Origin of the sequence: Eubacterium sp. An3, assembly GCF_002159465.1 — a bacterium.
Classification (GTDB): domain Bacteria; phylum Bacillota; class Clostridia; order Lachnospirales; family Lachnospiraceae; genus Anaerobutyricum; species Anaerobutyricum stercoris.
In genome coordinates, this window is record NZ_NFIR01000001.1 from 184,759 (window position 1) to 207,517 (window position 22,759).

The 22,759-nt window shown below is 45.0% G+C and carries 24 protein-coding genes; 20 read left to right on the forward strand and 4 right to left on the reverse strand.

What is annotated here, in order from left to right; all coding sequences use genetic code 11:
* Positions 1 to 12: 12 nt before the first annotated feature.
* From B5F87_RS00835 to B5F87_RS00920, 18 genes are all read left to right on the forward strand, one after another.
* Positions 13 to 1,080: a response regulator gene (locus B5F87_RS00835; RefSeq protein WP_090124500.1), complete on the forward strand. Its 1,068-nt coding sequence runs from the start codon at positions 13 to 15 to the stop codon at positions 1,078 to 1,080.
* Positions 1,067 to 2,221 (forward strand): 1-propanol dehydrogenase PduQ, encoded by a 1,155-nt coding sequence (locus tag B5F87_RS00840; protein ID WP_087275393.1) that lies wholly within the window; start codon positions 1,067 to 1,069, stop codon positions 2,219 to 2,221. Before B5F87_RS00835 ends, B5F87_RS00840 begins: the two co-directional genes overlap by 14 nt.
* Positions 2,222 to 2,447: 226 nt before the next feature.
* Positions 2,448 to 2,720: a propanediol utilization microcompartment protein PduA gene (pduA, locus tag B5F87_RS00845; protein ID WP_087275395.1), complete on the forward strand. Its 273-nt coding sequence runs from the start codon at positions 2,448 to 2,450 to the stop codon at positions 2,718 to 2,720.
* A 43-nt stretch (positions 2,721 to 2,763) separates the two neighbouring features.
* Complete coding sequence (gene pduB, locus B5F87_RS00850; RefSeq protein WP_087275397.1) at positions 2,764 to 3,591, forward strand: propanediol utilization microcompartment protein PduB; 828 nt, start codon at positions 2,764 to 2,766, stop codon at positions 3,589 to 3,591.
* Positions 3,592 to 3,758: 167 nt separating this feature from the next.
* Positions 3,759 to 5,423, forward strand: a complete 1,665-nt coding sequence (locus B5F87_RS00855; protein ID WP_087275399.1) for a propanediol/glycerol family dehydratase large subunit — start codon at positions 3,759 to 3,761, stop codon at positions 5,421 to 5,423.
* A gap of 29 nt (positions 5,424 to 5,452) precedes the next feature.
* Positions 5,453 to 6,097, forward strand: a complete 645-nt coding sequence (locus B5F87_RS00860) for a propanediol/glycerol family dehydratase medium subunit (protein ID WP_087275401.1) — start codon at positions 5,453 to 5,455, stop codon at positions 6,095 to 6,097.
* Between the two features lie 12 nt (positions 6,098 to 6,109).
* Positions 6,110 to 6,607 (forward strand): diol dehydratase small subunit, encoded by a 498-nt coding sequence (locus B5F87_RS00865; protein WP_343215715.1) that lies wholly within the window; start codon positions 6,110 to 6,112, stop codon positions 6,605 to 6,607.
* Between the two features lie 103 nt (positions 6,608 to 6,710).
* Positions 6,711 to 8,531: a diol dehydratase reactivase subunit alpha gene (locus tag B5F87_RS00870; protein ID WP_087275407.1), complete on the forward strand. Its 1,821-nt coding sequence runs from the start codon at positions 6,711 to 6,713 to the stop codon at positions 8,529 to 8,531.
* A gap of 2 nt (positions 8,532 to 8,533) precedes the next feature.
* Positions 8,534 to 8,896 carry a glycerol dehydratase reactivase beta/small subunit family protein gene (locus B5F87_RS00875; protein ID WP_087275409.1) on the forward strand — a complete coding sequence of 121 codons (363 nt, stop codon included), beginning with the start codon at positions 8,534 to 8,536 and terminating at the stop codon, positions 8,894 to 8,896.
* Between the two features lie 38 nt (positions 8,897 to 8,934).
* Positions 8,935 to 9,762 (forward strand): BMC domain-containing protein, encoded by an 828-nt coding sequence (locus tag B5F87_RS21570; RefSeq protein WP_087275410.1) that lies wholly within the window; start codon positions 8,935 to 8,937, stop codon positions 9,760 to 9,762.
* 198 nt (positions 9,763 to 9,960) lie between these two features.
* On the forward strand, positions 9,961 to 10,779 hold the full coding sequence (gene eutJ, locus B5F87_RS00885; protein WP_087275413.1) for an ethanolamine utilization protein EutJ: 819 nt from the start codon (positions 9,961 to 9,963) through the stop codon (positions 10,777 to 10,779).
* A gap of 8 nt (positions 10,780 to 10,787) precedes the next feature.
* Positions 10,788 to 11,645, forward strand: a complete 858-nt coding sequence (locus B5F87_RS00890; RefSeq protein WP_087275415.1) for a flavoprotein — start codon at positions 10,788 to 10,790, stop codon at positions 11,643 to 11,645.
* Positions 11,646 to 11,658: 13 nt separating this feature from the next.
* Entirely contained in the window at positions 11,659 to 11,940 is a 282-nt protein-coding gene (locus tag B5F87_RS00895; protein WP_087275417.1) for a EutN/CcmL family microcompartment protein, read from the forward strand.
* A 12-nt stretch (positions 11,941 to 11,952) separates the two neighbouring features.
* Positions 11,953 to 12,972, forward strand: coding sequence for a cob(I)yrinic acid a,c-diamide adenosyltransferase (locus tag B5F87_RS00900; protein ID WP_087275419.1), 1,020 nt, complete (start codon positions 11,953 to 11,955; stop codon positions 12,970 to 12,972).
* On the forward strand, positions 12,972 to 14,378 hold the full coding sequence (locus tag B5F87_RS00905) for an aldehyde dehydrogenase family protein (protein ID WP_087275421.1): 1,407 nt from the start codon (positions 12,972 to 12,974) through the stop codon (positions 14,376 to 14,378). The genes B5F87_RS00900 and B5F87_RS00905 overlap by 1 nt, the downstream gene beginning before the upstream one ends.
* A gap of 16 nt (positions 14,379 to 14,394) precedes the next feature.
* Positions 14,395 to 15,723: a 4Fe-4S dicluster domain-containing protein gene (locus tag B5F87_RS00910; RefSeq protein ID WP_087275423.1), complete on the forward strand. Its 1,329-nt coding sequence runs from the start codon at positions 14,395 to 14,397 to the stop codon at positions 15,721 to 15,723.
* Positions 15,724 to 15,740: 17 nt separating this feature from the next.
* Positions 15,741 to 16,292, forward strand: a complete 552-nt coding sequence (locus tag B5F87_RS00915; protein ID WP_087275426.1) for a BMC domain-containing protein — start codon at positions 15,741 to 15,743, stop codon at positions 16,290 to 16,292.
* Positions 16,293 to 16,426: 134 nt separating this feature from the next.
* Complete coding sequence (locus tag B5F87_RS00920) at positions 16,427 to 16,777, forward strand: hypothetical protein (RefSeq protein ID WP_087275429.1); 351 nt, start codon at positions 16,427 to 16,429, stop codon at positions 16,775 to 16,777.
* A 214-nt stretch (positions 16,778 to 16,991) separates the two neighbouring features.
* On the opposite strand, the gene B5F87_RS00925 is transcribed toward B5F87_RS00920, so the two are convergent.
* The 4 genes from B5F87_RS00925 to B5F87_RS00940 are packed head-to-tail and all read right to left on the reverse strand — an operon-like array spanning position 16,992 to position 20,452.
* A complete protein-coding gene (locus tag B5F87_RS00925; protein WP_087275431.1) occupies positions 16,992 to 18,230 on the reverse strand; it encodes a phosphotransferase in 1,239 nt (412 codons plus the stop codon).
* 17 nt (positions 18,231 to 18,247) lie between these two features.
* Positions 18,248 to 19,546: a phosphotransferase gene (locus tag B5F87_RS00930; RefSeq protein ID WP_087275433.1), complete on the reverse strand. Its 1,299-nt coding sequence runs from the start codon at positions 19,544 to 19,546 to the stop codon at positions 18,248 to 18,250.
* 60 nt (positions 19,547 to 19,606) lie between these two features.
* Entirely contained in the window at positions 19,607 to 20,086 is a 480-nt protein-coding gene (gene eutP, locus B5F87_RS00935) for a EutP/PduV family microcompartment system protein (protein WP_087275436.1), read from the reverse strand.
* 15 nt (positions 20,087 to 20,101) lie between these two features.
* Positions 20,102 to 20,452 carry a BMC domain-containing protein gene (locus B5F87_RS00940; RefSeq protein ID WP_204246034.1) on the reverse strand — a complete coding sequence of 117 codons (351 nt, stop codon included), beginning with the start codon at positions 20,450 to 20,452 and terminating at the stop codon, positions 20,102 to 20,104.
* A 285-nt stretch (positions 20,453 to 20,737) separates the two neighbouring features.
* On the opposite strand from B5F87_RS00940, the gene B5F87_RS00945 reads away from it, so the two are divergent.
* Both B5F87_RS00945 and B5F87_RS00950 read left to right on the forward strand, forming a co-directional pair.
* Entirely contained in the window at positions 20,738 to 21,652 is a 915-nt protein-coding gene (locus tag B5F87_RS00945) for a SpoIID/LytB domain-containing protein (protein WP_158096903.1), read from the forward strand.
* 40 nt (positions 21,653 to 21,692) lie between these two features.
* Positions 21,693 to 22,538: a M23 family metallopeptidase gene (locus B5F87_RS00950; protein WP_158096904.1), complete on the forward strand. Its 846-nt coding sequence runs from the start codon at positions 21,693 to 21,695 to the stop codon at positions 22,536 to 22,538.
* Positions 22,539 to 22,759: the final 221 nt, after the last annotated feature.

The window sequence follows — 22,759 nt, forward strand, 5'->3', positions numbered from 1 at the left end:
GGCGGTGTCATTTTGTACCGTATTTTAATAGTGGAAGACGAAGAACTGGAGAGAACCTCGATGAAGATCTTCCTGGAGGAGAACCTGCCGGATGTGGAGATCGTCGGAGAGGCAAAAAGCGGGTACGAGGCCGTGGAGATGATTGGAAATTGTGACATCAATCTTATTCTGGTGGATATTAATATACCTGGTATCGACGGCATGGAAGTTATCAAATATGCCAGAAAGAAACTGCCGCAGGCGGTGATCATCATCACCACCGCCTACGATGATTTTAATATCGCCCACAAAGCGATCAAGCTGAAGGTGGATGATTTTCTGCTGAAACCTATCCGTAAAGAGGTGCTGCTTGAATCCGTGAAGGCTTTCGCAGGAAGGCTTGGGGAAGGCCCTCAGACCGATAAGAGTAATAAATTGTTGTCAAAGCTTGAGGTCGAACTAAGAAAATGCTCTTACAAAGCTACTGTAGACCTTTTAAGAGAGTACATTGACCAGTTATATTTAGAACATCACGATGTTAATGTGATCTCCAAGCGGCTGCAGGATCTGGCAAAGATGATCGTGCGTACCGCGGAGGAGCTCAATATCAGTGATACCAACGAGCTTGTAATGCAGATGGAGAAGCTTAAGATCAAATATCTGCTTTATAATAATAAACATGATGCCTACAATGAAGTTGTAAAGATGGTTGATATTCTCTTTGATAAGATGAACATCAAAGGGAAGCTGTCCGACGGCGGCATGAAGTCCGTCGTGGACTACATAGAGAGAAACTTAAAGCGGGGCATCAGCCTGGAGGACGTGGCCAACCACGTCAACATCAGCACCTACTATCTCAGCAAGATCTTCAAGAAAGAGATGGGGGTGAATTTCATCACCTACGTTACAGACCGCAAAATGGATCTGGCGAAGGAGATGCTTGTGAACACCGATATACCGGTGCTTAATATTGCCTTGGATCTGGCGTACAATGAAGCGAATTATTTCAGCAAGGCTTTCAAAAAGAAAACCGGATTGACGCCGTCTGAGTATAGAGAAAAATACAGAGTAAGAAAGGAGGAGGAAAATGAAACGGTTTAAGCTTTCCACTGAAGTGCTTTTCAGTGAGGATGCCATTGACGCTCTGCTTGAAGAGAAGGATGAGAACGCGGTTCTTATCACGGACAAGTTCATGGTGGATTCGGGGATGGCTGACATTATCCTTAAAAAGTTGTCAAACTGTAATTCAGTTTCCGTATTTGACGAGGTAATTCCTGACCCGCCGATGGATTTGATCGAGAGAGGAATCGATTTCCTTCAGGACAAAGACTGCGACGTGGTTGTCGCGCTGGGAGGAGGTTCTTCCATAGACGCGGCGAAGGCCATCGTTTTCATGGCGAGAAAGATTGAACTTGCACAGAATCCGGAGAGCACAAAGAAGATTAAGCTGATTGCCCTTCCGACCACCAGCGGCACAGGTTCTGAGGTGACGCAGTTTGCGGTGGTTACCGATTCCAAAACCGGCGTGAAGATCCCTCTTATCGACGAGAGTCTGATGCCGGATATCGCGATCCTCGATCCGGAACTGGTCAAATCAGCGCCGCCATTTATCACGGCGGATACCGGCATGGACGTAATTACCCACGCCATTGAGGCGTATGTGTCCGAGACAGCCAGCGACTGTTCCGACTGTCTGGCGGAAAAAGCCATGGAGCTGGCCTTTGAATATCTGCCGAAGGCATACCGCAACGGGTATGATATCAAGGCGAGGGACAAAATGCACCGGGCATCCTGCCTGGCGGGAATGGCGTTCAGCCTTGTTAATCTGGGACTGAACCATGGTATCGCTCATGCACTTGGAGCTATTTTCCACATTCCTCACGGCCGTGCCAACGCGCTTGTGCTTCCGCATGTCATCTATTTCAATGCGGATATGGACAGAGAAGCGGCAAAACACAGCAATGATTCGGCAAAAAAATACCAGAAGCTTGCCCGTATCGTAGGGCTGCCGGCGCCGACAGTTAAGGTGGGTGTGTCCAACCTGATTTCAGAGATCAACCGTCTTCTGAAATACATGGACCGTCCGATGTGTATCACAGAATGTGGCGTTACCCTCGAGGAGTTTGAGGCTAACAGAGACGAGATCGTACGCCGGGCTCTGGCAGACGCATGCACCCAGGCTAACCCGAGAAAGGTTACGGCGGACGACGTCAACAAGATTCTTGACCACATTGCAAAATAATAGACATATCATACGGAATTGTTTTGCAGTGCAGGTGAAAAAATGTCAACAAAGTATCATGTCGAAGTTTGGCTTTCAGAATATTATATATATTTAAAGGCTAAAAATTATAGGAAAACGCCAAGTAATTTTGTGAAAGTTGCTATATAATGATACTATCCTGTAAATCAACCAAAGGTAGTCTGTCCTATCCAGACAGACAAGAATTTTTATAAGGAGGTCAATTATGCAGAAAGAAGCTTTAGGAATGATTGAGACCAAAGGTTTGGTTGGCGCAATCGAAGCAGCCGATTCCATGGTTAAATCAGCAAACGTAACACTGGTGGGATATGAAAAAATCGGATCTGGTTTAGTTACTGTTATGGTTAGAGGTGATGTAGGAGCTGTTAAAGCATCTGTTGATGCAGGTACTGTTGCTGCTGACAAAGTAGGTACTGTTGTATCCAGCCATGTAATCCCAAGACCACATACAGACGTAGAAAAAATCTTACCACAATAAGTTTAGTCCTAGTCTGATCAATTATTAATGGAGGTATAATTCAATGAAAGATGAAATGATGGCTAAAATCATGGACGAAGTTATGAAAAAAATGGGTGGCACTCAGGCTGAAAGTGCTTTCGCTAATGATACAACTATCGCAGCTCCAACACCTAAGGGAATCAACGAAGATCTTTGCGGATTAACAGAGTATGTTGGAACAGCATTAGGCCATACAATCGGTCTTGTTATTGCTAACCTTGACTACAGCGTTCATGAATTACTGAAAATCGATCCTAAATACCGTTCTATCGGTATTATTTCCGACCGTGTTGGTGCAGGCCCACAGATTTTTGCATGTGACGAAGCTGTAAAAGCTACAAATACTGAGATTGTTCTTTGCGAGTGCCCAAGAGATACAGAAGGCGGCGCTGGACATGGTTCCTTAACAATCTTCGGTGCTGAGGATGTATCCGATGCAAGAAGAGCTGTAGAGGTTGCATTAAGCTTTGTTGAGAAACAGATGGGTGATGTATACGGCAACTCCGCTGGACATCTGGAGTTCCAGTACACAGCACGTGCTTCCTACTGCTTAGAGAAAGCATTCGGCGCTGTTGTTGGTAAAGCATTCGGTATCACCGTAGGTGCTCCTGCTGGTATCGGTGTTGTATTAGCGGATACAGCTGCTAAGACTGCTACAATTGATCCTATCGCTATCGCTACCCCAGGTAACGGCGGAACATCCTTCTCCAACGAGGTTAACTTCTTCTTTACTGGAGATTCAGGTGCAGTTAGACAGGCTATCATCGGCGCAAGAGAAGTTGGAAAACAGTTACTGAAAGCTTTAGAGCCGAACGAGCCGCTGGAATCCACTACTGTTCCTTATATCTAAGATAACGCTTTGATTTTTAATGATCCTTATGCGGGATGAGAGACGCGTGAGGTAACAAGTAAATGTGATATCTGTATACATAATTATGAACGGACAGACAGATATCGGAGCTTCTGTTAAATAGTATAGAAGAAAGTTTAATTGAGAAATTGAGAGGTGTTGAGACCGTGAGAAGTAAACGTTTTGAATATTTAGATCAAAGACCTGTTAATCAGGACGGCTACGCTTTAGAGTGGCCAGAAGTTGGATTTATTGCGATGAACAGCCCATATGACCCTACTCCTTCTATCAAGATCGAGAACGGCGAAGTAGTAGAGATGGATGGAAAAACAAAAGACGAGTTTGATATGCTCGATGCTTTCATCGCTAAATACGCTATTAACCTTGATTTCGCAGAGGAAGCTATGGCTAAAGATTCTCTGGAAATCGCTCGTATGCTCGTTGACATCAACGTAAACAGAGCTGAGTGTCTGAAATACACAACAGCAGTTACACCTGCTAAATTAGTAGAGATCGTTGGTAACCTGAATGTTCTTGAGACAATGATGGGTATTACCAAGATGAGATGTAGATTAAAACCAGCTAACCAGTGTCACGTTACAAACGTAAAAGACAACATGATCCAGATTGCAGCAGACGCAGCTGAGGCAGCTGTTCGTGGTTTCGCTGAGATGGAGACAACAGTTGGTATCGTTCGTTACGCTCCTTTCAATGCTATCGCTATCATGCTTGGTGCTAACGTTGGACGTCCTGGTATTCTTACACAGTGTGCTGTAGAAGAGGCTACAGAGCTTGACCTTGGTATGAGAGGTTACACAGCTTACGCTGAGACAGTTTCCGTATACGGAACAGAAGACGTATTCATGGATGGTGACGATACTCCATGGTCCAAAGCATTCCTGGCTTCCTGCTACGCTTCCCGTGGTGTTAAGATGAGATTTACATCCGGTACCGGTTCTGAGGTTCAGATGGGTATGGCAGAAGGAAAATCCATGCTTTACCTTGAGGCTAGATGTCTTGGTGTTACCCGTGGTGCTGGTGTTCAGGGAACTCAGAACGGTTCCGTATCTTGTGTTGGTGTACCTGCTGCCGTACCTGGCGGTGTTCGTGCCATCGCTTGTGAGAACTTAATTGCTGCTATGCTTGACCTTGAGAACGCATCTTCCAACGACCAGACATTCACACATTCTGATCTTCGTAGAGTTGCTCGTTCCATTCCTCAGTTTATCCCGGGAACTGACTACATCTGTTCCGGATATTCTGCTACACCTAACTATGATAACATGTTCGCTGGATCCAACTGGGATGCAGACGACTATGATGACTGGGTAGTTATCCAGCGTGACTTAAAAGTTGACGCAGGTCTTGTTCCTGCTACAGAAGAAGAAGTTGTTGCTGCTCGTAATAAAGCTGCAAGAGCTATTCAGGCTCTCTTCCGTGAATTAGGATTACCTGAAATCACTGACGAAGAAGTTGAAGCTGGTACATACGCTCGTGGATCACAGGATATGCCTGACCGTGACGTTGTTGCTGACCTTAAAGCTGCTACAGAAATGCTTGAGCGCGGCGTAACAGGTATTGACTTCGTTAAAGCTCTTTACAAAGGCGGATTTGAAGATGTTGCAGAATCTATCTTCAACATTCAGAAAGCTAAAGTTGTTGGTGACTACTTACATACAGCTTCCATGCTTGATGATAAGTTCCACGTAATTTCTGCTGTTAACAGCCCGAACTGCTACGAAGGACCTATGACCGGTTACCAGATCAGCCCAGAACTGTGGGCAAAACTCAGCAACATTCGTACAGCTGTTGACCCGTCAAAGATTAATTAGTTAGTCTATTTTAAGGAAGGTGAACTATAATGGCAATTGATGAAAGATTATTAAAAAGCGTTATCGCTGAAGTTCTCAAAGAAATGAACGCTACTTCCGCAGCAGCAGCTGAAGAGTCCTGTTCCGAAGGCATGACCATCACAGAAGTTGGCGATGCTCAGAAAGGTACAAACCCTAACGAAGTTGTTTTAGGTGTTGCTCCTGCTTTTGGCGCTTCCCAGACAAAGAATATCGTTGGTATTCCTCACGCAGCTATCATCAAAGAGATCATGGCTGGTCTTGAGGAAGAAGGCGTTGCTTGCCGTATCGTTAAAGTTTACAGAACATCTGACGTATCATTCGTAGCTCATGATGCAGCAGAGTTATCTGGATCAGGCATTGGTATTGGTATTCAGTCCAAAGGTACTACTGTAATCCATCAGAAAGACCTCCCACCGCTGTCTAACCTGGAATTATTCCCTCAGTGCCCTCTGATTGACCTTGAAACATACAGAGCAATTGGTAAGAACGCTGCTAAATATGCAAAAGGCGAATCTCCAAACCCTGTACCGGTAAGAAATGATCAGATGGCAAGACCGAAATACCAGGCTTTATCCGCTGTTCTGCACATCAAAGAGACAGAGCATGCTGACAGAAATAAAGCTCCTAAAGCTCTTAAAGTTGAATTTAAATAAACGGAGGTGTCAATCGTGGATCAGGAATTATTAGTAAGACAGATTATGCAGGAAGTGCTTAAAAACATGCAGGGTTCTGCAGCAGCTTGCGAATGCGAAGGCAAAGTAACTGTTGAAGATTACCCTATCGGAGAAAAAAGACCTGAGTTGATCAAGAGTGCATCAGGTAAATCTCTGGATGAATTAACATTACAGGGCGTTATCGATGGTACCTTAGACGCTAAGGATTTCCGTATTACAAAAGAAACTCTGGAATTACAGGCTCAGGTTGCTGAATCTGCAGGACGTGGATTCTTCGCAGTAAACTTAAGAAGAGCTGGTGAGTTAATCCCTGTACCAGATGCAAGACTTCTTGAGATTTACAATGCATTAAGACCTTATCGTTCCACAAAAGCAGAGTTATATGCTATCGGTGATGAGTTAATCAACCAGTATGGCGCTACTGTTTGTGGTAACTTCGTTAAAGAAGCTGCAGACATCTACGAAAAACGTGGACGTTTAAAAAAATAGTTGATTAGCTTCTGCGGTAAATAAAGGAAGCTTAGATGCAGTACAGTTGCTGCATATGACTCCCTGAGACCGCATGTAAGTGGAAACAACGGAGGTATATAAAGTGAAATTAGTTGCGGGCGTTGATATTGGCAATGCGACAACAGAAACAGCCGTTGCCAGAATCGACGGAAAGCATGTGACGTTTCTTTCCAGTGGTATCACAGGTACCACTGGAATCAAAGGAACAAAACAGAATATTCACGGAGTTTTCCAGTCTCTGAAGCACGCTTTGGACAAGGTTGGGCTTGATATCAGCGATCTGGATGAAGTTCGCGTGAATGAGGCAGCTCCCGTAATCGGTGATGTTGCTATGGAAACGATTACCGAGACTATTATCACTGAATCAACTATGATTGGACACAATCCCAATACCCCTGGCGGTATTGGGATTGGTGTCGGAACCTCCCAGCTTATCACAAAGCTGGAGAAGGTGGAATCAGGTTCGGACGTGATAGTGGTTATCCCGTCAAGTATTTCCTTTGAAGCCGCTGCAAGGATTATCAACCAGTATAATAAAATATTAAATATTACAGGTGCCATTGTCCAGCGCGATGATGGCGTTTTAATTAACAACCGTCTTGAGAAAAAGATTCCGATTGTCGATGAGGTGGGAATGGTCGATAAGGTCCCGCTGGGCATGAATTGTGCCGTTGAGGTTGCCGCTGTTGGCGGAGTGGTTGAGGTTCTCTCCAATCCGTACGGTATTGCGACGCTCTTCAAACTGACACCGGAAGAAACAAAGCAGGTTGTCCCGATTGCCCGGGCGCTGATCGGAAACCGCTCGGCCGTTGTAATTAAAACACCAGAGGGAGACGTAAAGGAAAGACGGATTCCTGCTGGTTCCATTGAAATTATTGGTAAAAAGAAAAAAGTAACGGTTGGCGTTGACGAAGGCGCCGAAAAGATGATGGATGCCGTAAAAAGCATAGATGTCATCGAAGATATTAAAGGCGAACCGGGAACGAATGCCGGCGGAATGCTTGAAAAAGTTCGTCAGGTTATGTCAAATCTTACAAACCAGCATCCGAGAGATATCAAGATTCAGGATTTACTGGCGGTGGATACCTACAATCCGCAGCAGGTAAAGGGAGGTCTCGCCAATGAGTTTTCACTGGAGAGCGCAGTTGGTATCGCGGCCATGGTTAAGGCGGACCGTCTGCAGATGCAGATGATCGCTGAAGAGTTGACTGACAGATTGAAAATACCTGTATATGTCGGCGGCGTTGAAGCCGACATGGCTATCAAAGGTGCTTTGACAACACCTGGTACAAACGTACCGATTGCTATTGTTGATATGGGCGCAGGTTCGACGGACGCATCCATTAAGAATAAAGAAGGAGACGTTAAGCTGGTTCATCTGGCAGGTGCCGGCAATATGGTGACGCTCCTGATTCAATCTGAGTTGGGTCTTGAAGACTTTAACACAGCGGAAGACATTAAGAAATATCCTCTTGCAAAGGTGGAGAGCCTTTTCCACATTCGTCATGAGGACGGTACAGTGCAGTTCTTTGAGGAACCGCTGGATCCGAATGTTTTCGCTAAGGTTGTATTGGTAAAGGAAGGTGGAGAATTAGTACCGCTTGAGGGATTTTCCTCCCTTGAGAAGATCAAACTGGTACGGACTAATGCAAAGCGAAAAGTATTTGTTACAAATGCAATCCGTTCACTGGCTAAGGTCAGCCCGACGGGAAATGTAAGAGATATTGAATTTGTAGTATTAGTCGGCGGTTCTGCACTGGACTTTGAGGTGCCGACTCTCGTAACTGATGCATTATCACAATATAATATAGTAGCTGGCCGGGGTAATATTCGCGGATGCGAGGGACCTCGAAATGCGGTGGCAACAGGACTTGCAATGTCTTGTTCTGATATGGGAGATTGAAAATGGAAGGAAGTAATACAGGAATAAATACAAGACCTTCAATAAAAGTTTTTTATGACTGTGATAATCTTTCTTTGGCTGATTTTTCCGGAGTTCTTCTTGGGATTGAAGAAGAAGGTATCCCCTATGATATTCAGGCAGAGCATTGTTCGGACGTTCTGGAACTTGCCCGGAATGCCAGCTTGGATTCAAGATTAGGGGTGGGCGTTGGAATCAGCAAAGAAGGCGTTGTTCTTCAGTATGAAAAGCTAGATAAAGCGGCCCCTCTTTTTAGAATTAAGTTTTATCAGACAGACCAGTTCAGGAATATCGGTTCCAACGCGGCGCGGCTTGTAAAGAAGATGCCGTTCCGGAGTCTGGACTAGTCTATAAGTTATAATCTGGAAAGTAAGGAGGTGTAAAGGTGGCTGACAAAAGTATTGGTTTTATTGAAACCTTTGGCCTGGCGGCCTGCGTGGCGGCTGCGGATGCGGCAGTCAAATCTGCCAATGTCAAATTGCTGGGTTTTGAGTATGCAAAAGGCGACGGTATGTGTACCGTAAAAGTCGAGGGTAATGTCGGAGCCTGCAAAGCAGCAGTGGAAGCGGGTAAAAAAGCAGCAGAGGCTGTACAGGGATCATTAAGCGGAACAAAGAGCGTACTTCTGAAAGCAAGACCGGCTCCTAGCATGCGGGCGCTTCTTGTGGATAACAGGGAGACCGTAGGAGGAGAGATTGCTCTGGCAGAAGGATATCGTCCGGTGGGCGACAGCAAGAAGCCTGTTCTGGTTAAGAACTGGAAGCCGAAAGAAGAGCCAAAGGCAGAGACGCCAATGGAAGAAGCACCTGAACCGCCTGTAGTTGAAGAGCTTGAGGATAAGACATCTGATAAAAAGGAAACAGATTCAGCGGAAGTTCAGCCGGAAGAGGATCCAAAAGCTGAGGAGACAGAGCCGGAGGCTCCACAGGAAGTGGAAGCTCCAGCAGAGGAAGCTCCGCAGGCAACGGAAGTCCAGCCGGAAGAAGCTCCAGCAGAAGCAGAAACAAAACCGGAGGAAACGGAATCGGTTGTAGCTCCTGAGGCTGAAGAAGCCCCGGTCGCAGCTCCTGAGGAAGAGACCAAGGAAGAACCTGCGCCTGCCGAGGAGAAAAAAGCAGAAGATGTAACCGACACAGATGCTCCTGCCAAGAAACCATCAACAGGAAATAGAAGAAGCGGAAGATCTAGAAAGAAAAAGAACACAGATAAATAATCCGGCATAACCGGTGCATACAACAGTATGAATGAAATACCGGATGTCTGATATATCGTGTGAATTGCAATCAGATCGTAATACTCAGGTACGAATCAGGTGCGGTATCACATCGCACCTGATTTGACCTTGATATGTCGCAGTCTACCGACAACGGTATATAGTGGCAGAATATGGTAGACCTATGAGGCAGAATGCATGAATAATTATAATGATGTTTTGGTCGGCTTTTCAGAGCTGATTAAAAATGAAGAATTTCGACCGTATGAAGGAGAATTGAGACTGGGTGTGGATCTGGGAACGGCAAATATTGTGGTTTCTGTGGTGGACGCCAACAATACCCCGATCGCAGGGGCTTCTTATCCTTCTACAGTTGTCCGGGATGGTATCGTTGTTGATTTTCTCGGTGCATCCAGAGCGGTTCAGAATATGAAAAACCGGCTGGAGGAAATGATGGGCGTAGAGTTCCGCGAGGCGGCTACAGCCATTCCTCCGGGAATTATATCCGGCAACGTAAAAGTTATCTCCAACGTTGTGGAATCTGTCGGACTGGACGTGGTCAATGTCATTGACGAACCTACGGCTGCGGCCTCTGTTCTGGGAATTACAGACGGAGCAGTGGTGGACGTCGGTGGCGGAACGACCGGTATCAGTATTCTGAAAGACGGAAAGGTAGTTTTTACGGCCGATGAACCGACAGGAGGTACGCACATGACTCTGGTTCTTGCCGGAAGTCTGGGATGTACTTTTGAGGAAGCGGAGAGAATCAAGAAGGATCCGAAACAGGAGGTGCTGGTATTTCCGGTCGTGAAACCGGTAATAGAGAAGATGGCTGCCATTGTTTCCCGGTTTATTCAGGGATATGATGTGGACGTGATCTATGTTGTGGGCGGTGCCTGCAGCTTTAAGAAGTTCGAGAGTGTCTTTGAGAAAGAAACCGGAATTAAGACAATCAAGCCAAAGGAGCCATTACTGGTAACACCTCTTGGAATTGCCATGAACTGTAACAGACAATAGGTGGCATAATGAATAGAAACGAATTTGAGAATGCGCTTATGTCAACCATTGTGGAATATATTTCTGACCAGATCGTTCTGAGATATATGGATGCCTGCAAGCAGGCGGCAGTGCTTTTTTCAGGAGCGCTGATCGGATATGCCGATGCGGTAAGATCCCTGAAAGAGCTGAAAAAAGATGGCTGGAAACTGACAGTTGTAATGTCAAAGGCTGCTGACGAAGTTCTTACAAAAGAACGTATCCAGAATGATATTGGTCCGGATGCCATTTATGTTGAGGGCGCTCCGGTAAATGGAAGACAGATTATTGACGATAATCAGTTCGTGATCGTGCCTGCGCTGACCATTAATACGGCTGCAAAGGTGGCAAACTGCATCAGTGATAATTTGCTCACGAATATGATTTCCAGAGCCATGGCCACGGGTAAACCGATTGTGGCTGCCGTTGACGGCTGCTGTCCGGATAACGAGGTCAGAGCGAAGATTGGATTCAAGGTGACCGACGCTTACAAGATGCGGATGCGCAGTAATCTTGAGGCGCTGCAGTCCTACGGAATCCATCTCACTGTAGACGATAATCTGTTTGAGAAAGTAAATAAAGTATATGCTGCAAGTTTTGATTTCCCGTCTCCGGATTCAGACGTGAAACCGGCGCAGGTAAAAAACGAAAAAGCAGCAAAACCGACTTGCAGTGGCAGTGCGGCGGCAGAGGCAGCCAGCATTAAGCTGGATAAAAAGGTCATCGGCCGTGTGGATATTGCCAAAAATGCAAGATATAAAACCATTATTGTGGGAGCTGACGCGGTTGTGACAGGTCTTGCAAATGACGAAGCATACAATCGTGGTATCACGATTGTCAGAGAGTAAAGTAGGTGAAGACATGTATTTAGGTAAAGTAATTGGCACAGTGGTATCTACTGTAAAATGCCCCAGTCTGACCGGATGTAAGTTTCTGATCGTCGAAAAGATCAATCAGGACCTTACAGCTAAAAAGCAGACCGAAATTGCCGTCGATACTGTTGGAGCCGGTGATGGCGAAACCGTAATTGTCGTTGGAGGCAGTTCGGCGCGTATGTCAGGTGATGGTGACAAGAAAAACAGTCTTCCTGTTGATGCCGCAATCGTTGGTATTGTGGATACCGTGGAAGTGTCACAGTGTTAAAGGTGTGAATGTATGGCTAATATTTATACAAAGACAGGTGACAAAGGTACAACAGGTTTATACGGCGGTTCCAGAGTGGACAAAGACAGCCTGAATGTCGATGTCTATGGAACCATCGACGAAGCTATTTCCGCATTGGGAGTAGCTTACGCCCAGACTGAGTCACCGGATATCAGAGAATATATCAATCATATTCAGAAAAGAATGTTCCAGGCAGGAGCAGAATTCGCGTCCGATGAGCGGGGCATGGAGATGCTTAAGGACAAAATTGGAGAGGCAGACATCAAATACCTGGAAGATATTGTCGATCAATCAACGGAAGTCAATGGACTGATGCGCGAGTTCGTAGTGCCTGGAGTAAATCCATCTTCCGCAGCCTTGCATGTGGCGAGGACAGTCGTAAGACGAGCGGAAAGAAAAATAACAACCCTTGCCAGGGAGATTCCTGTTCGCGATGAATTACGTAAATATATCAATCGTCTTTCAGACGCATGTTTTGCCATGGCGCGCCTTGAGGAAGCCAGAGCACAGCAGCAGGAAATCGAGGAGCTCAAAGAGGCAGTGCGCAAAGTGGTGAAAGAAACCATGGGAGGCGACGGCAATAAAGGAGAATGCAAGATGGACATGTCTTTAAAGAGCCTGAAAAAGATGGCTGAATTTGTGGAAGAAAAAGCAAATGAAATCGGTGTGCCTATGGTCTTTTCCGCAGTGGATGAGGGAGGTAACCTTCTGTACTTCCAGAGAATGGAAGGGGCTCTGCTGATCAGCGTAAAAGTATCACAGGATAAAGCATATACCGCATGTGCTCTTAAGTGTCCGACTGCAGCCCTTGCTGATGTCACCAAGCCTGGTGACAGCCTGTGGAGCCTTCATAACTCCGGAGATGGCAGGATTGTATGTTTTGGCGGTGGATATCCGATTGAAGTTGATGGCAAAGTAATCGGTGCTATCGGCGTCAGTGGAGGTACTGCCGAGGAAGATATGGCAGTCGCTACATATGCATTAGAAAAAATGCAAGGAGGAAATGCATAATGAATATTGATGTTCAATTAATTGAAAAAGTTGTGAAAAAGGTTTTAACAGATGTTGAATCCGCTTGCCCTGCCGACGATTATACCTATGGTATTTTCGAGACAATGGACGACGCGATCGAGGCATCTGCTAAAGCACAGAAAGAATATATGAACTACTCCATGTCCGACAGACAGAGATTTGTTGAGGGAATCAGAGAAGTAGTTTGCCAGAAAGAAAACCTGGAATACATGAGCAAACTTGCCGTAGAAGAGAGCGGCATGGGAGCTTATGAATATAAACTGATCAAAAACAGACTGGCTGCTGAGAAATCTCCAGGAATCGAAGATCTGACTACAGAAGCATTATCCGGAGACGACGGACTTACATTAGTAGAGTACTGCCCGTTTGGTGTTATCGGAGCAATCGCACCTACCACAAACCCTACAGAGACAGTTATCTGTAACTCCATCGGAATGCTGGCAGGCGGAAATACTGTAGTATTCAGCCCACATCCACGTTCCAAAGGCGTTTCCATCTGGCTGATCAAAAAGATCAATGCTAAGCTGGAAGAATTAGGCGCTCCGAGAAACCTGATTGTTACTGTAAAAGAGCCATCCATTGAGAACACCAATATCATGATGCAGCATCCAAAGGTTCGTATGCTGGTTGCTACAGGTGGCCCTGGAATCGTAAAAGCTGTTATGTCCACAGGTAAAAAGGCTATCGGCGCTGGCGCAGGTAACCCTCCTGTTGTTGTTGACGAGACAGCAGATATCGAGAAAGCTGCCGTTGATATCGTAAACGGATGTTCTTTTGATAACAACCTTCCATGTATCGCAGAGAAAGAAGTTATCGCAGTTGATCAGATTGCTGATTACCTGATTTTCAATATGAAGAACAACGGTGCATATGAAGTGAAAGATCCGGAAATCATCCAGAAGATGGTTGAGATGGTTACAAACGATGGAAAGAAACCAAATGTAAACTTTGTTGGTAAGAGCGCACAGTATATCCTTGACAAAGTGGGAATCAAAGTTGGTCCGGAAGTAAAATGTATTATCATGGAAGCTCCTAAGGATCACCCATTCGTTCAGGTTGAGCTGATGATGCCTATCCTTCCAATCGTTCGTGTAGCAAACGTTGATGAAGCGATTGAGTTTGCCGTAGAAGTAGAGCACGGCAACAGACATACAGCAATGATGCATTCCAGAAATGTAGATAAGCTTACCAAGATGGCAAAAGAAATCGAAACTACTATTTTCGTTAAGAACGGCCCATCTTATGCTGGTATCGGCGTTGGCGGAATGGGATACACCACATTTACCATCGCAGGTCCTACCGGTGAGGGTCTGACATCTGCCAAATCATTCTGCCGTAAGAGAAGATGTGTATTAAAGGATGGTCTCCATATCAGAATGAAATAATTAAGAGGTGAGTAAAATGGAAAAAAACCTTATTGATATTATCGCTCAGTCCGGTATCGTAGGCGCCGGTGGCGCAGGTTTTCCTACTCATGTAAAAGTGAACGCCAAAGCTGAATATGTCATCCTTAACGGTGCGGAGTGCGAGCCGCTGTTAAGAGTAGACCAGCAGCTGATGGCAGTCGAGACAAAAAAAATCCTTGAAGGCTTAAAGCTCATCAAAGAAACCGTAGGCGCAGATAAAGTGGTTATTGCTTTAAAGGATCATTATACAGCAGCAATTAACAGCTTTAACGGGCTTATTGGGGAGTATGAAGGCTTTAGCCTTCATCTTCTCGAAAACTTTTACCCAGCGGGTGATGAACAGGTTACGGTATATGAGGTGACAGGAAGAATTGTTCCGGAAGGCGGTATTCCATTAAACGTAGGCGTGATCGTTTCCAATGTTGAGACAGTTCTTAACATTTACAACGCATACTATGAGGATCAGCCGGTGACGGATTCCTATGTAACATTTGCCGGAGAAGTAAAGAATCATGTGACTATGAAGCTGCCTCTCGGCATGACAGTCGGCGAAGCTCTTGAACTGGCGGGCGGCGTTACTGTGGATGGTCCTTATGTTGTTATCAACGGCGGCCCTATGATGGGTAAACATGTTCCTCTGGACTCCAAGATTACCAAGACAACCAAAGGTCTGATCGTATTACCGGAAAGTCATCCGTTGATTCAGGATGTGAAGATGGACATTTCCAAAATGCTTCATATCGCAAAAGCTGCGTGCTGTCACTGCAGCCTTTGTACAGAAGTATGTCCTCGTAATTTGATAGGACATAGAATTGCTCCGCATAAGACTATCAGATTTGCTAGTTACGGCCATCTGTGCGATGGTTCTGACACTCCAATGATCGCATTCTTATGTTCAGAATGCCGTCTTTGTCAGTATGCCTGCGTTATGAACCTCCAGCCATGGAAGGTAAATCACGAATTAAAAGGTATCATGGCAAAACAGGGTATCAGAAATTCATTAAACAATGCGCCTGAATCAGCACATCCAATGAGAGAATACAAAAAATATCCGATTAAGAAGCTTATTGCTAATCTGGGACTCTCAAAATACAATGTGGCTGCACCATTGACAGAACTTCCAAAAGAGATAGACCATGTTTCTATTCCGTGCGGACAGCACATCGGCGCTCCGGCAGTTCCGTGTGTAAATGTTGGTGATACAGTTGCAAAAGGCGATGTGATCGCAAAACCTGCAGAAGGTAAATTAGGTGCTTGTATTCATGCTAGTATCAGCGGTACGATCAAAGAAATCGCTGACGGTTGTATTGCAATCGAAAAATAAAGGATGGTGTTTACGCAGTGAGAAAAGCAGTTGGATTTGTAGAAATTAAGAGCATTCCTGTAGGTATCCAGACGGCTGATGAGATGGTAAAAGCAGGAAATGTAGAATTATTATTAGCTACACCAATCTGCCCTGGCAAGTATGTGATTATCGTTGGCGGACACGTAGGTCCGGTAAAAGCAGCTATGAGCAAAGCAGAGCTCGTGAGCGGCATCTACCTGATCGATACACACATTCTTGATAATGTTCGTGAAGAAGTTCTTCCGGCAATTTCCGGATTTACCAATACAGAGAATATTCAGGCAGTTGGTGCAATTGAGACAATCTCCGCTTTGACAGCAGTTATCGCAGCCGATGTTGCAGTAAAAGCTTCCAAAGTAAGTATTGTTGATTTAAGAATTGCAAGAGGTTTAGGTGGAAAAGGATACCTGGTTATCACCGGTGAAGTATCTTCCGTAAGATCGGCAGTAAACGCCTGTCTTGCTAAGCTGAGCATCAGCGGAGAAGTAACCTCCACATCCATCATTCCACGTCCACACCCATCAATCGTGGAAAACCTGCTGAAATAACGATGCGGATTTGTCGCCACGCCATTGCAAAGCGAAGGCAGCATGGCGTGAGAAACCGTGCAAGGCATAATAACAAAAATAAAAAAGGCTGCTCTATCCGGGCAGCCTTTTTGAGCTGAAAAAAGGAGACTATTATGGCAGAAACATATATCCCAATTGGTGAGAAAAATAAGAAAATCATTTTAAATTTTATCGGAATGTGCCGGATGAACGGTCTGGAAGAGAACGGTGAGCCGTCTTTTACATTCAAAGATCCGAGAGAAGGAATCGGAGTGGTTATGTTTGACCTCTTTTACCGGAGCACAAATGTCCTGGAGCCATGCTGGAGCATGACGGTAAAAGTTGATTCAGAAAAACGTTTCCATGACGATCAGCCGGAAGAAGAAGGAGCAACCTACTGCTACCTCGATTCCTACAAAATAGCGAAGGATTCCCTGGAATTGGAACACAAAACGTCCAAGTTTAATGTTTTTTCCTGGAGATAGGATTGAGGAGTCTGACAGATAAAAACATACAATATTATTTATAATAAATCCCATAGAATCAACAATAAAAAGTTTTTCGAAAAAACTGCAAAAAGAAATATCCCTCAAAAAACGACGTGCTGAAAAGCAGAAGGCTTTGAGGGATATCTTTTTTTGTAAAAAAGCTTTTAATGACTTCCGTAATTAATAACTTCCGAAAAAGATTGACGGCTGTCTATAAAAGTTCTCTGCGTTTTTTTAGTAAAGTGATCATATCATCAAGCGGTTCTTCAATAGTATTATAAGTGAACCACTTGCGGAAAAGAAGTTCGTCAATCTCAATGGAAAGGAACTTCGCCTGAGTACGAAGATGATTATCCGTGATATGATCAAAGTCGGCAGTCTGCATGGTGCCGCAGACACGGCAGAGATTAGCGCAGGCAGCGAATCCAAAGCATTCCCGGAGAATATCCAGGGCAAGAGATTCTTTGTAGCCTTTTGCCAGCTTATACTCCAGTTTGGCGTCCTTTTCCCAGTATTCAAAGAAATACTGAATGTAATCAGTATAGAGCAGATGCATAATTGAAATCAGATATGAGAGACAGACCTTTCTCTCGCTTTCTTCTTCAAAAGGACGGAAAGCAGCGGAACAAAACTGGCTGATGATATTGGCCAGAATAAACCCTAAATCATAGGAGAAAGGAGCTCCGAAAGTATATTCCATATCAATGACCTTCAAATGCGTATCATCCGCAAACATATTGGATGTGTGGAAGTCGCCGTGAATCAGAGTCTCTGACTTGCTCATGAACAGATGACGCAGTTTAAAACGCTGGAAGGTAATCTCTGTATCCTTATAAATATTGCGGCAGTATTCCTCAAAGTCCGGGCCGCAGGCTGGGTCAAACTCATCGGAACCAAAGATACCAAGAAAGATGCCGTCTTCCATGACATGCCGGATCTCGGCGTTCATAAAATAGGAGAGAAGACTGCGGAACTCCTCGGAATCCAGATAAAACTCTGATGTATAAAAATGAGTAGCGGCAAGATACTGGGCGGCCTGGCTGGCCAGCTCCGGCAGCCGGTGGTTCTCATTCATCTGATAGCGAACCAGTTTCAGATTAGAAACGTCTTCCATGATAAAAATATTATTTTCAAAATCTCCATGGTAAAGAGACGGTACATACTGAGGAACAATCTTGGAACGAAGCTGCATGATCTCATATTCATAGCGGTTGCGCTTCGGTGTGATCGGCTGTCCCCGCCGGCGCAGATGGCTGGTGGACTGCTTTACGATATAAGAAGAGTGGGCGTCTGCAACACGGAATACAAAATTGCAGTAGCCGTCGCCTTCCACATCCTCGCTGAGCTCTCCGTCACCAATAACATTTACCTGGACAGGTTCCTCCAGTTTGATGGAAGGGACATTGTCATTAATATAAGAAACAATATTTTCTTTTGTTAAAATTATCATAATGAAAATCCTCCCTTCTATTTTCTGTTCTGTCCGGCCGTGGAACCGGCGTCAGCCCGCTGTTCGTCATATTCTTTTGCATACCGGCAGTAGATTTCCTCCACGGTAAGCATGTCTGAGATGAATTCGTCGATGGTATTATACTGTTCCCATTTAACCAGCATCTGACGATTGAGGATAATGGAGTAGCATTTGGCGTTATGCCGCTGCACATAATCATCAATGTCGTCATAATCCGGATAAGGAATATCTCCTGCAATCCGCCCCAGCATAGCAGAAGCGGCAAAGCCGATAAACTCTCTCAGTGTGGTCAGGCGGAAATCCTGCTGCAGTCCCGGAACATGCTGATATACCTGTTTGGCGTCTTCATCCCAGTAGCGGCAGAAATAATCACAGAACTTGCAGTATGTTTCCCTGATCATGAACAGACAATAATCCTTGAACATAACACGTGCCTGCTCCGTCTTATACGGACGGAAAAGCGCCGCTGCATATTGTGCGATAAAGTTTGCAAGGAAATATCCCATGTCATAAGAAAATGGTCCGCAGAATGTATATTCCATATCAATAATTTTGGCCTCAGTCTGGCTGGCAAAAATATTGGATGTATGTAAATCTCCATGAATCAGACATTCGCCCTTAGTCATAAAAAGATGACGGAGCTTTTGCCTGGAAAGCTGTACAGCCGGATCGGCACAGATTCTTTTTGAAAATGTGACAAAATCCGGATCCAGAGGACGGCCTACCGTATCTTCCGGAGAAACACTGGTAAGGAACATGCCCACATCCATAATATCACGCATGGTAGAATTCATAAAATGTACGGACAGATCGCGGAATGTTTTTCCGTCCAGATAGAATTCTGATGTGTAGAAATTATTGGCAGCCATATAGCGGGCAACCTGTTCTGCCAGGAGAGGATAAGTAACCCCCTTTAAAAGCTGAAAACGGGATATTCTGAGACGGGATACATCCTCTGTGATAAAAATCCGGTTTTCATCATCGCAATCGTACAAATCAGGAATCAAATCCGGAATAATCGCCTTGCGAATCTGCATGGATTCATATTCCAGTTTGAAACGGTTGACGTCCAGTACGAAATCCCCCTTGCAGCGAGGCTCTGCTGTGGACTGTTTGACTATAAGGAAATACTTCCCATCGGAGACGCGGAAAACCATATTGATAAAACCGTCTCCATCCTCTTCGACAGAACCCTCCCCGATGGCGGAAACCGTCACAGGACCGCCGTCTGTATTAAAAAAATCAAGCCTTGATTTTACATAGTCGGTCACATTCTCTTTGGTCAGTATAATCAAGGTGTCACCTCCTCCTTTTTCGGGTACTCTCTGATTTGAAATAAGCGTCTATTGTGTTATTTAATCAAAATAATCTGCTTCGTAACGACGGGCATTCTCCTTTTTATATCTCTCAACCATCGCATGAAGACTGTCTGAAAGTTCATCCACACCCTCGCCGGTATAAGAACTGACGGCAAAGATATCTCTGCATCCTGCCAGTTCCAGATAAGAGCGCGCCTGACTCTGGTTGGAATCTTTCCGGTCAATCTTTGTGAGAATGCCGACCACAGGTTTCTCAAACTTTGTGGTAAGACCGCCGGAAAACCAGCAGTCCTCACTGGTGGAATCCTGTACGAGTCCAATGATATCTGCATCGTGCGACGTGATGGTCAGAGAACCCCAGTATCCGCGCTGCTGCATATATTCACCGGGGGTATCAATGAAATTCCCCACATATTCTACAGTCTGCGTCTTATCATATTTAATCTCCTTATCAATAAGGCGCTGAATCAATGTTGTCTTTCCGGCAGCTGAAGGGCCGATTAGCATAATCTTCATAATCTACGTCCCCTGTCACGTTTTGGTGATGGCAACTGTGTCAAAGCCCAGCTTGTTATAAAATGTAGTTATCACGCTGTTGAGCGCAGATTCCACATTAGCTGTGGAACCGACAATAATAACAGAGCCGGAAAAACGATCGACGAATCCAAGTTTAATGGAAGCAGCTTTCGTGCAGATATCAGCTGCTATGATCGTAGCTTCTGACGGGGTAATGGTCATGATGCCGATGGCATCGTGGTAATCATCAGGAAGCCCCAGTTTTTTATAAACGGAAGCCTTCGGCCGGGTAACCATGTGCGCCAGAGTGATCTGTTTGCCGGGAACGTATTCCTGTATCATACGGGATTTATCTTCTGCATTGATCCCGTTGTTAATCATATCTCTCGCCATACTCGCTCCTTTCTACAAAAGCGCATACGTATCCAAATTTTAAACTCTATTGCATATATTATATAAATAAGAGAAGGGAAAGTAAATGTAAATTAGCCATAAAGTACAAGTATTCTTTTGTGATTTTACAATTTCTGAGGTAAAATCTTTTGAGGCACCGCCCTGGAGCGTGAATCTTTTTGCAGACGCAACAGACATAAAGCCGGCGCCGGTACAATATAATATAAGATGAAAAAAATAATTCAGGCAGTTCTGATTTTGAGTCTGAGTCTTTTTCTGCCGGGCATCTGTACGATGCTCATCACGGGAAAAACCGGAGGAAATCAGAGAAAAATGGGAGTGATAGTGACGCTGGAAAATGGAGACCAGATTGACGGCGAAGACTTTGTTATCGGTATGGCTGCTTCAGAATTATCCTACGCCAGGGAGGAGGAAGCATTGAAAGCGTGGGTAATTGTATGCAGAACAAATTTTGTCAAAGCAGTTGGAGATAAAAAGGAAGTCAAAGCAGAGGATCTGTCGCTGGATTACATTTCCGAAGATGAATTGGAGCAAAATAATGGAAGAAAAGTATGGCTGGAGCTTAATAACCGGCTGGAGGAAGCCTCCGAAGAGACATTTGGACAGGTACTCTGTTATGGAGGGAGCCTCATTGACGCACTGTACCATCCGGTCAGCATTGGAAAAACGGTTTCTGCCAGTGAGATTTATTCTGTGGATGTGCCTTATCTTATCAGCGTGGACAGCAGTCAGGACGTGGAATCAGAGGAGTACATGGATGTAAAAATAATGTCCTACAAAGATTGCGTCAAAATGCTTTCCGATGCGGGGTATACAGAGATGGAGGAGAGCTGTAAAAACAATCTCAAAATCGAGAAACAGACAGAAAATGGATTTGTTCAGAGTGTAAAAACAAAAGATAATAAATGGACGGGAGAAGAATGGAAAGATATTTTTTCCCTCAATTCTACAAATTTTTATCTGGAAAATTACGGAGATCGCTTGCGCATTGTGACCATCGGCAAAGGACACAGCATGGGAATGAGCCTTTACGGAGCCAATGCCCTGGCACAAAAAGATTTGTCTGCGGCTACAATACTTTCTTACTATTATCCGGGGACGGAGCTTCAGGATGCTTTTGCCGGAGAGAAAAAAATCACAAAAAATGTATAAATTTTCATCCGCTGGCAAAGCTATAGCCAGAGGTGATGATATGAAAAGACCAAATAAACTTTTAAACAAAAAATATATTTCAAGTTTGGTTATTGCAGCATTTTTGATTCTATCCGTTCTCACGGCCTATAATATTCAATTTGGAAATAACCGGCAGGAGAAAAAGGATACAGATGTGACAGAGACCATTGGAAACAATGATGACGTCATAAGTTCGGGAGAAGCCCGCGTGGAAAACGGTGAGGAAGGAAGATTGGACGACAACAGTGATTCCCGCACCGGAATCGGCGGGGACAATACCGGCGCTGATACTGGAGAAAGCCGGCCGGCAGATGAGGAAGCCGAAAACGGCGGAAATGATCAGAGCCAGGTGGGAGGAGACCGGGATAATGAAGACCGGGACGACGAAGAAAATGTTTCGGATACATCAGAGGAGGATGGACAGGAAGCGGATCTTAGTCATTTCAGCTATGACGGAAGCAGTAAGATGCCATGGCCGGTGATGGGAAATGTGATTCTTCCATACAGCATGGATACCACGGTTTACTACACAACACTTGATCAGTACGCCTGCAACGATGGTATTCTCATCGGCGCTAAAAAAGGCGAGGATGTGATCGCTACGGCGGACGGAAGAATCGTCAACATTGCAAAATCTGATCGCTATGGGACTACAGTGACCATGGTAATCGGGGAGTATTATGAAGTATCCTATTCGCAGGTGGAAAATGTCAACTATGAGATCGGTGATGAAGTAAAAGAAGGCGATGTCATCGCCACAGTGGCGGAACCGACAAGGTCTTTTACGCTGGAAGGCCCGCACCTGTTTTTCAAAATGACCTACAAGGGCGAGACGGTGAATCCGACAGATTATCTGGAGGCGTAAAAAGCCGGGGCCCGGTGAAGAGCAGGAGCCAGCGCTGAAAAAAGTCAGAGTTTCGCCCGGCACACCGCGCATAATGCCGCCGGCGCATCCGCATCCCTTTGTAACCTCCGTCGCATTTCTGCATAAAATAAACAAGGTGTAAAAACCTGTGAAAAATACAGCCGGATTTATGATACAATTGCAGAAACAATATCCTTTGTATGATTCCACAGATAATATAC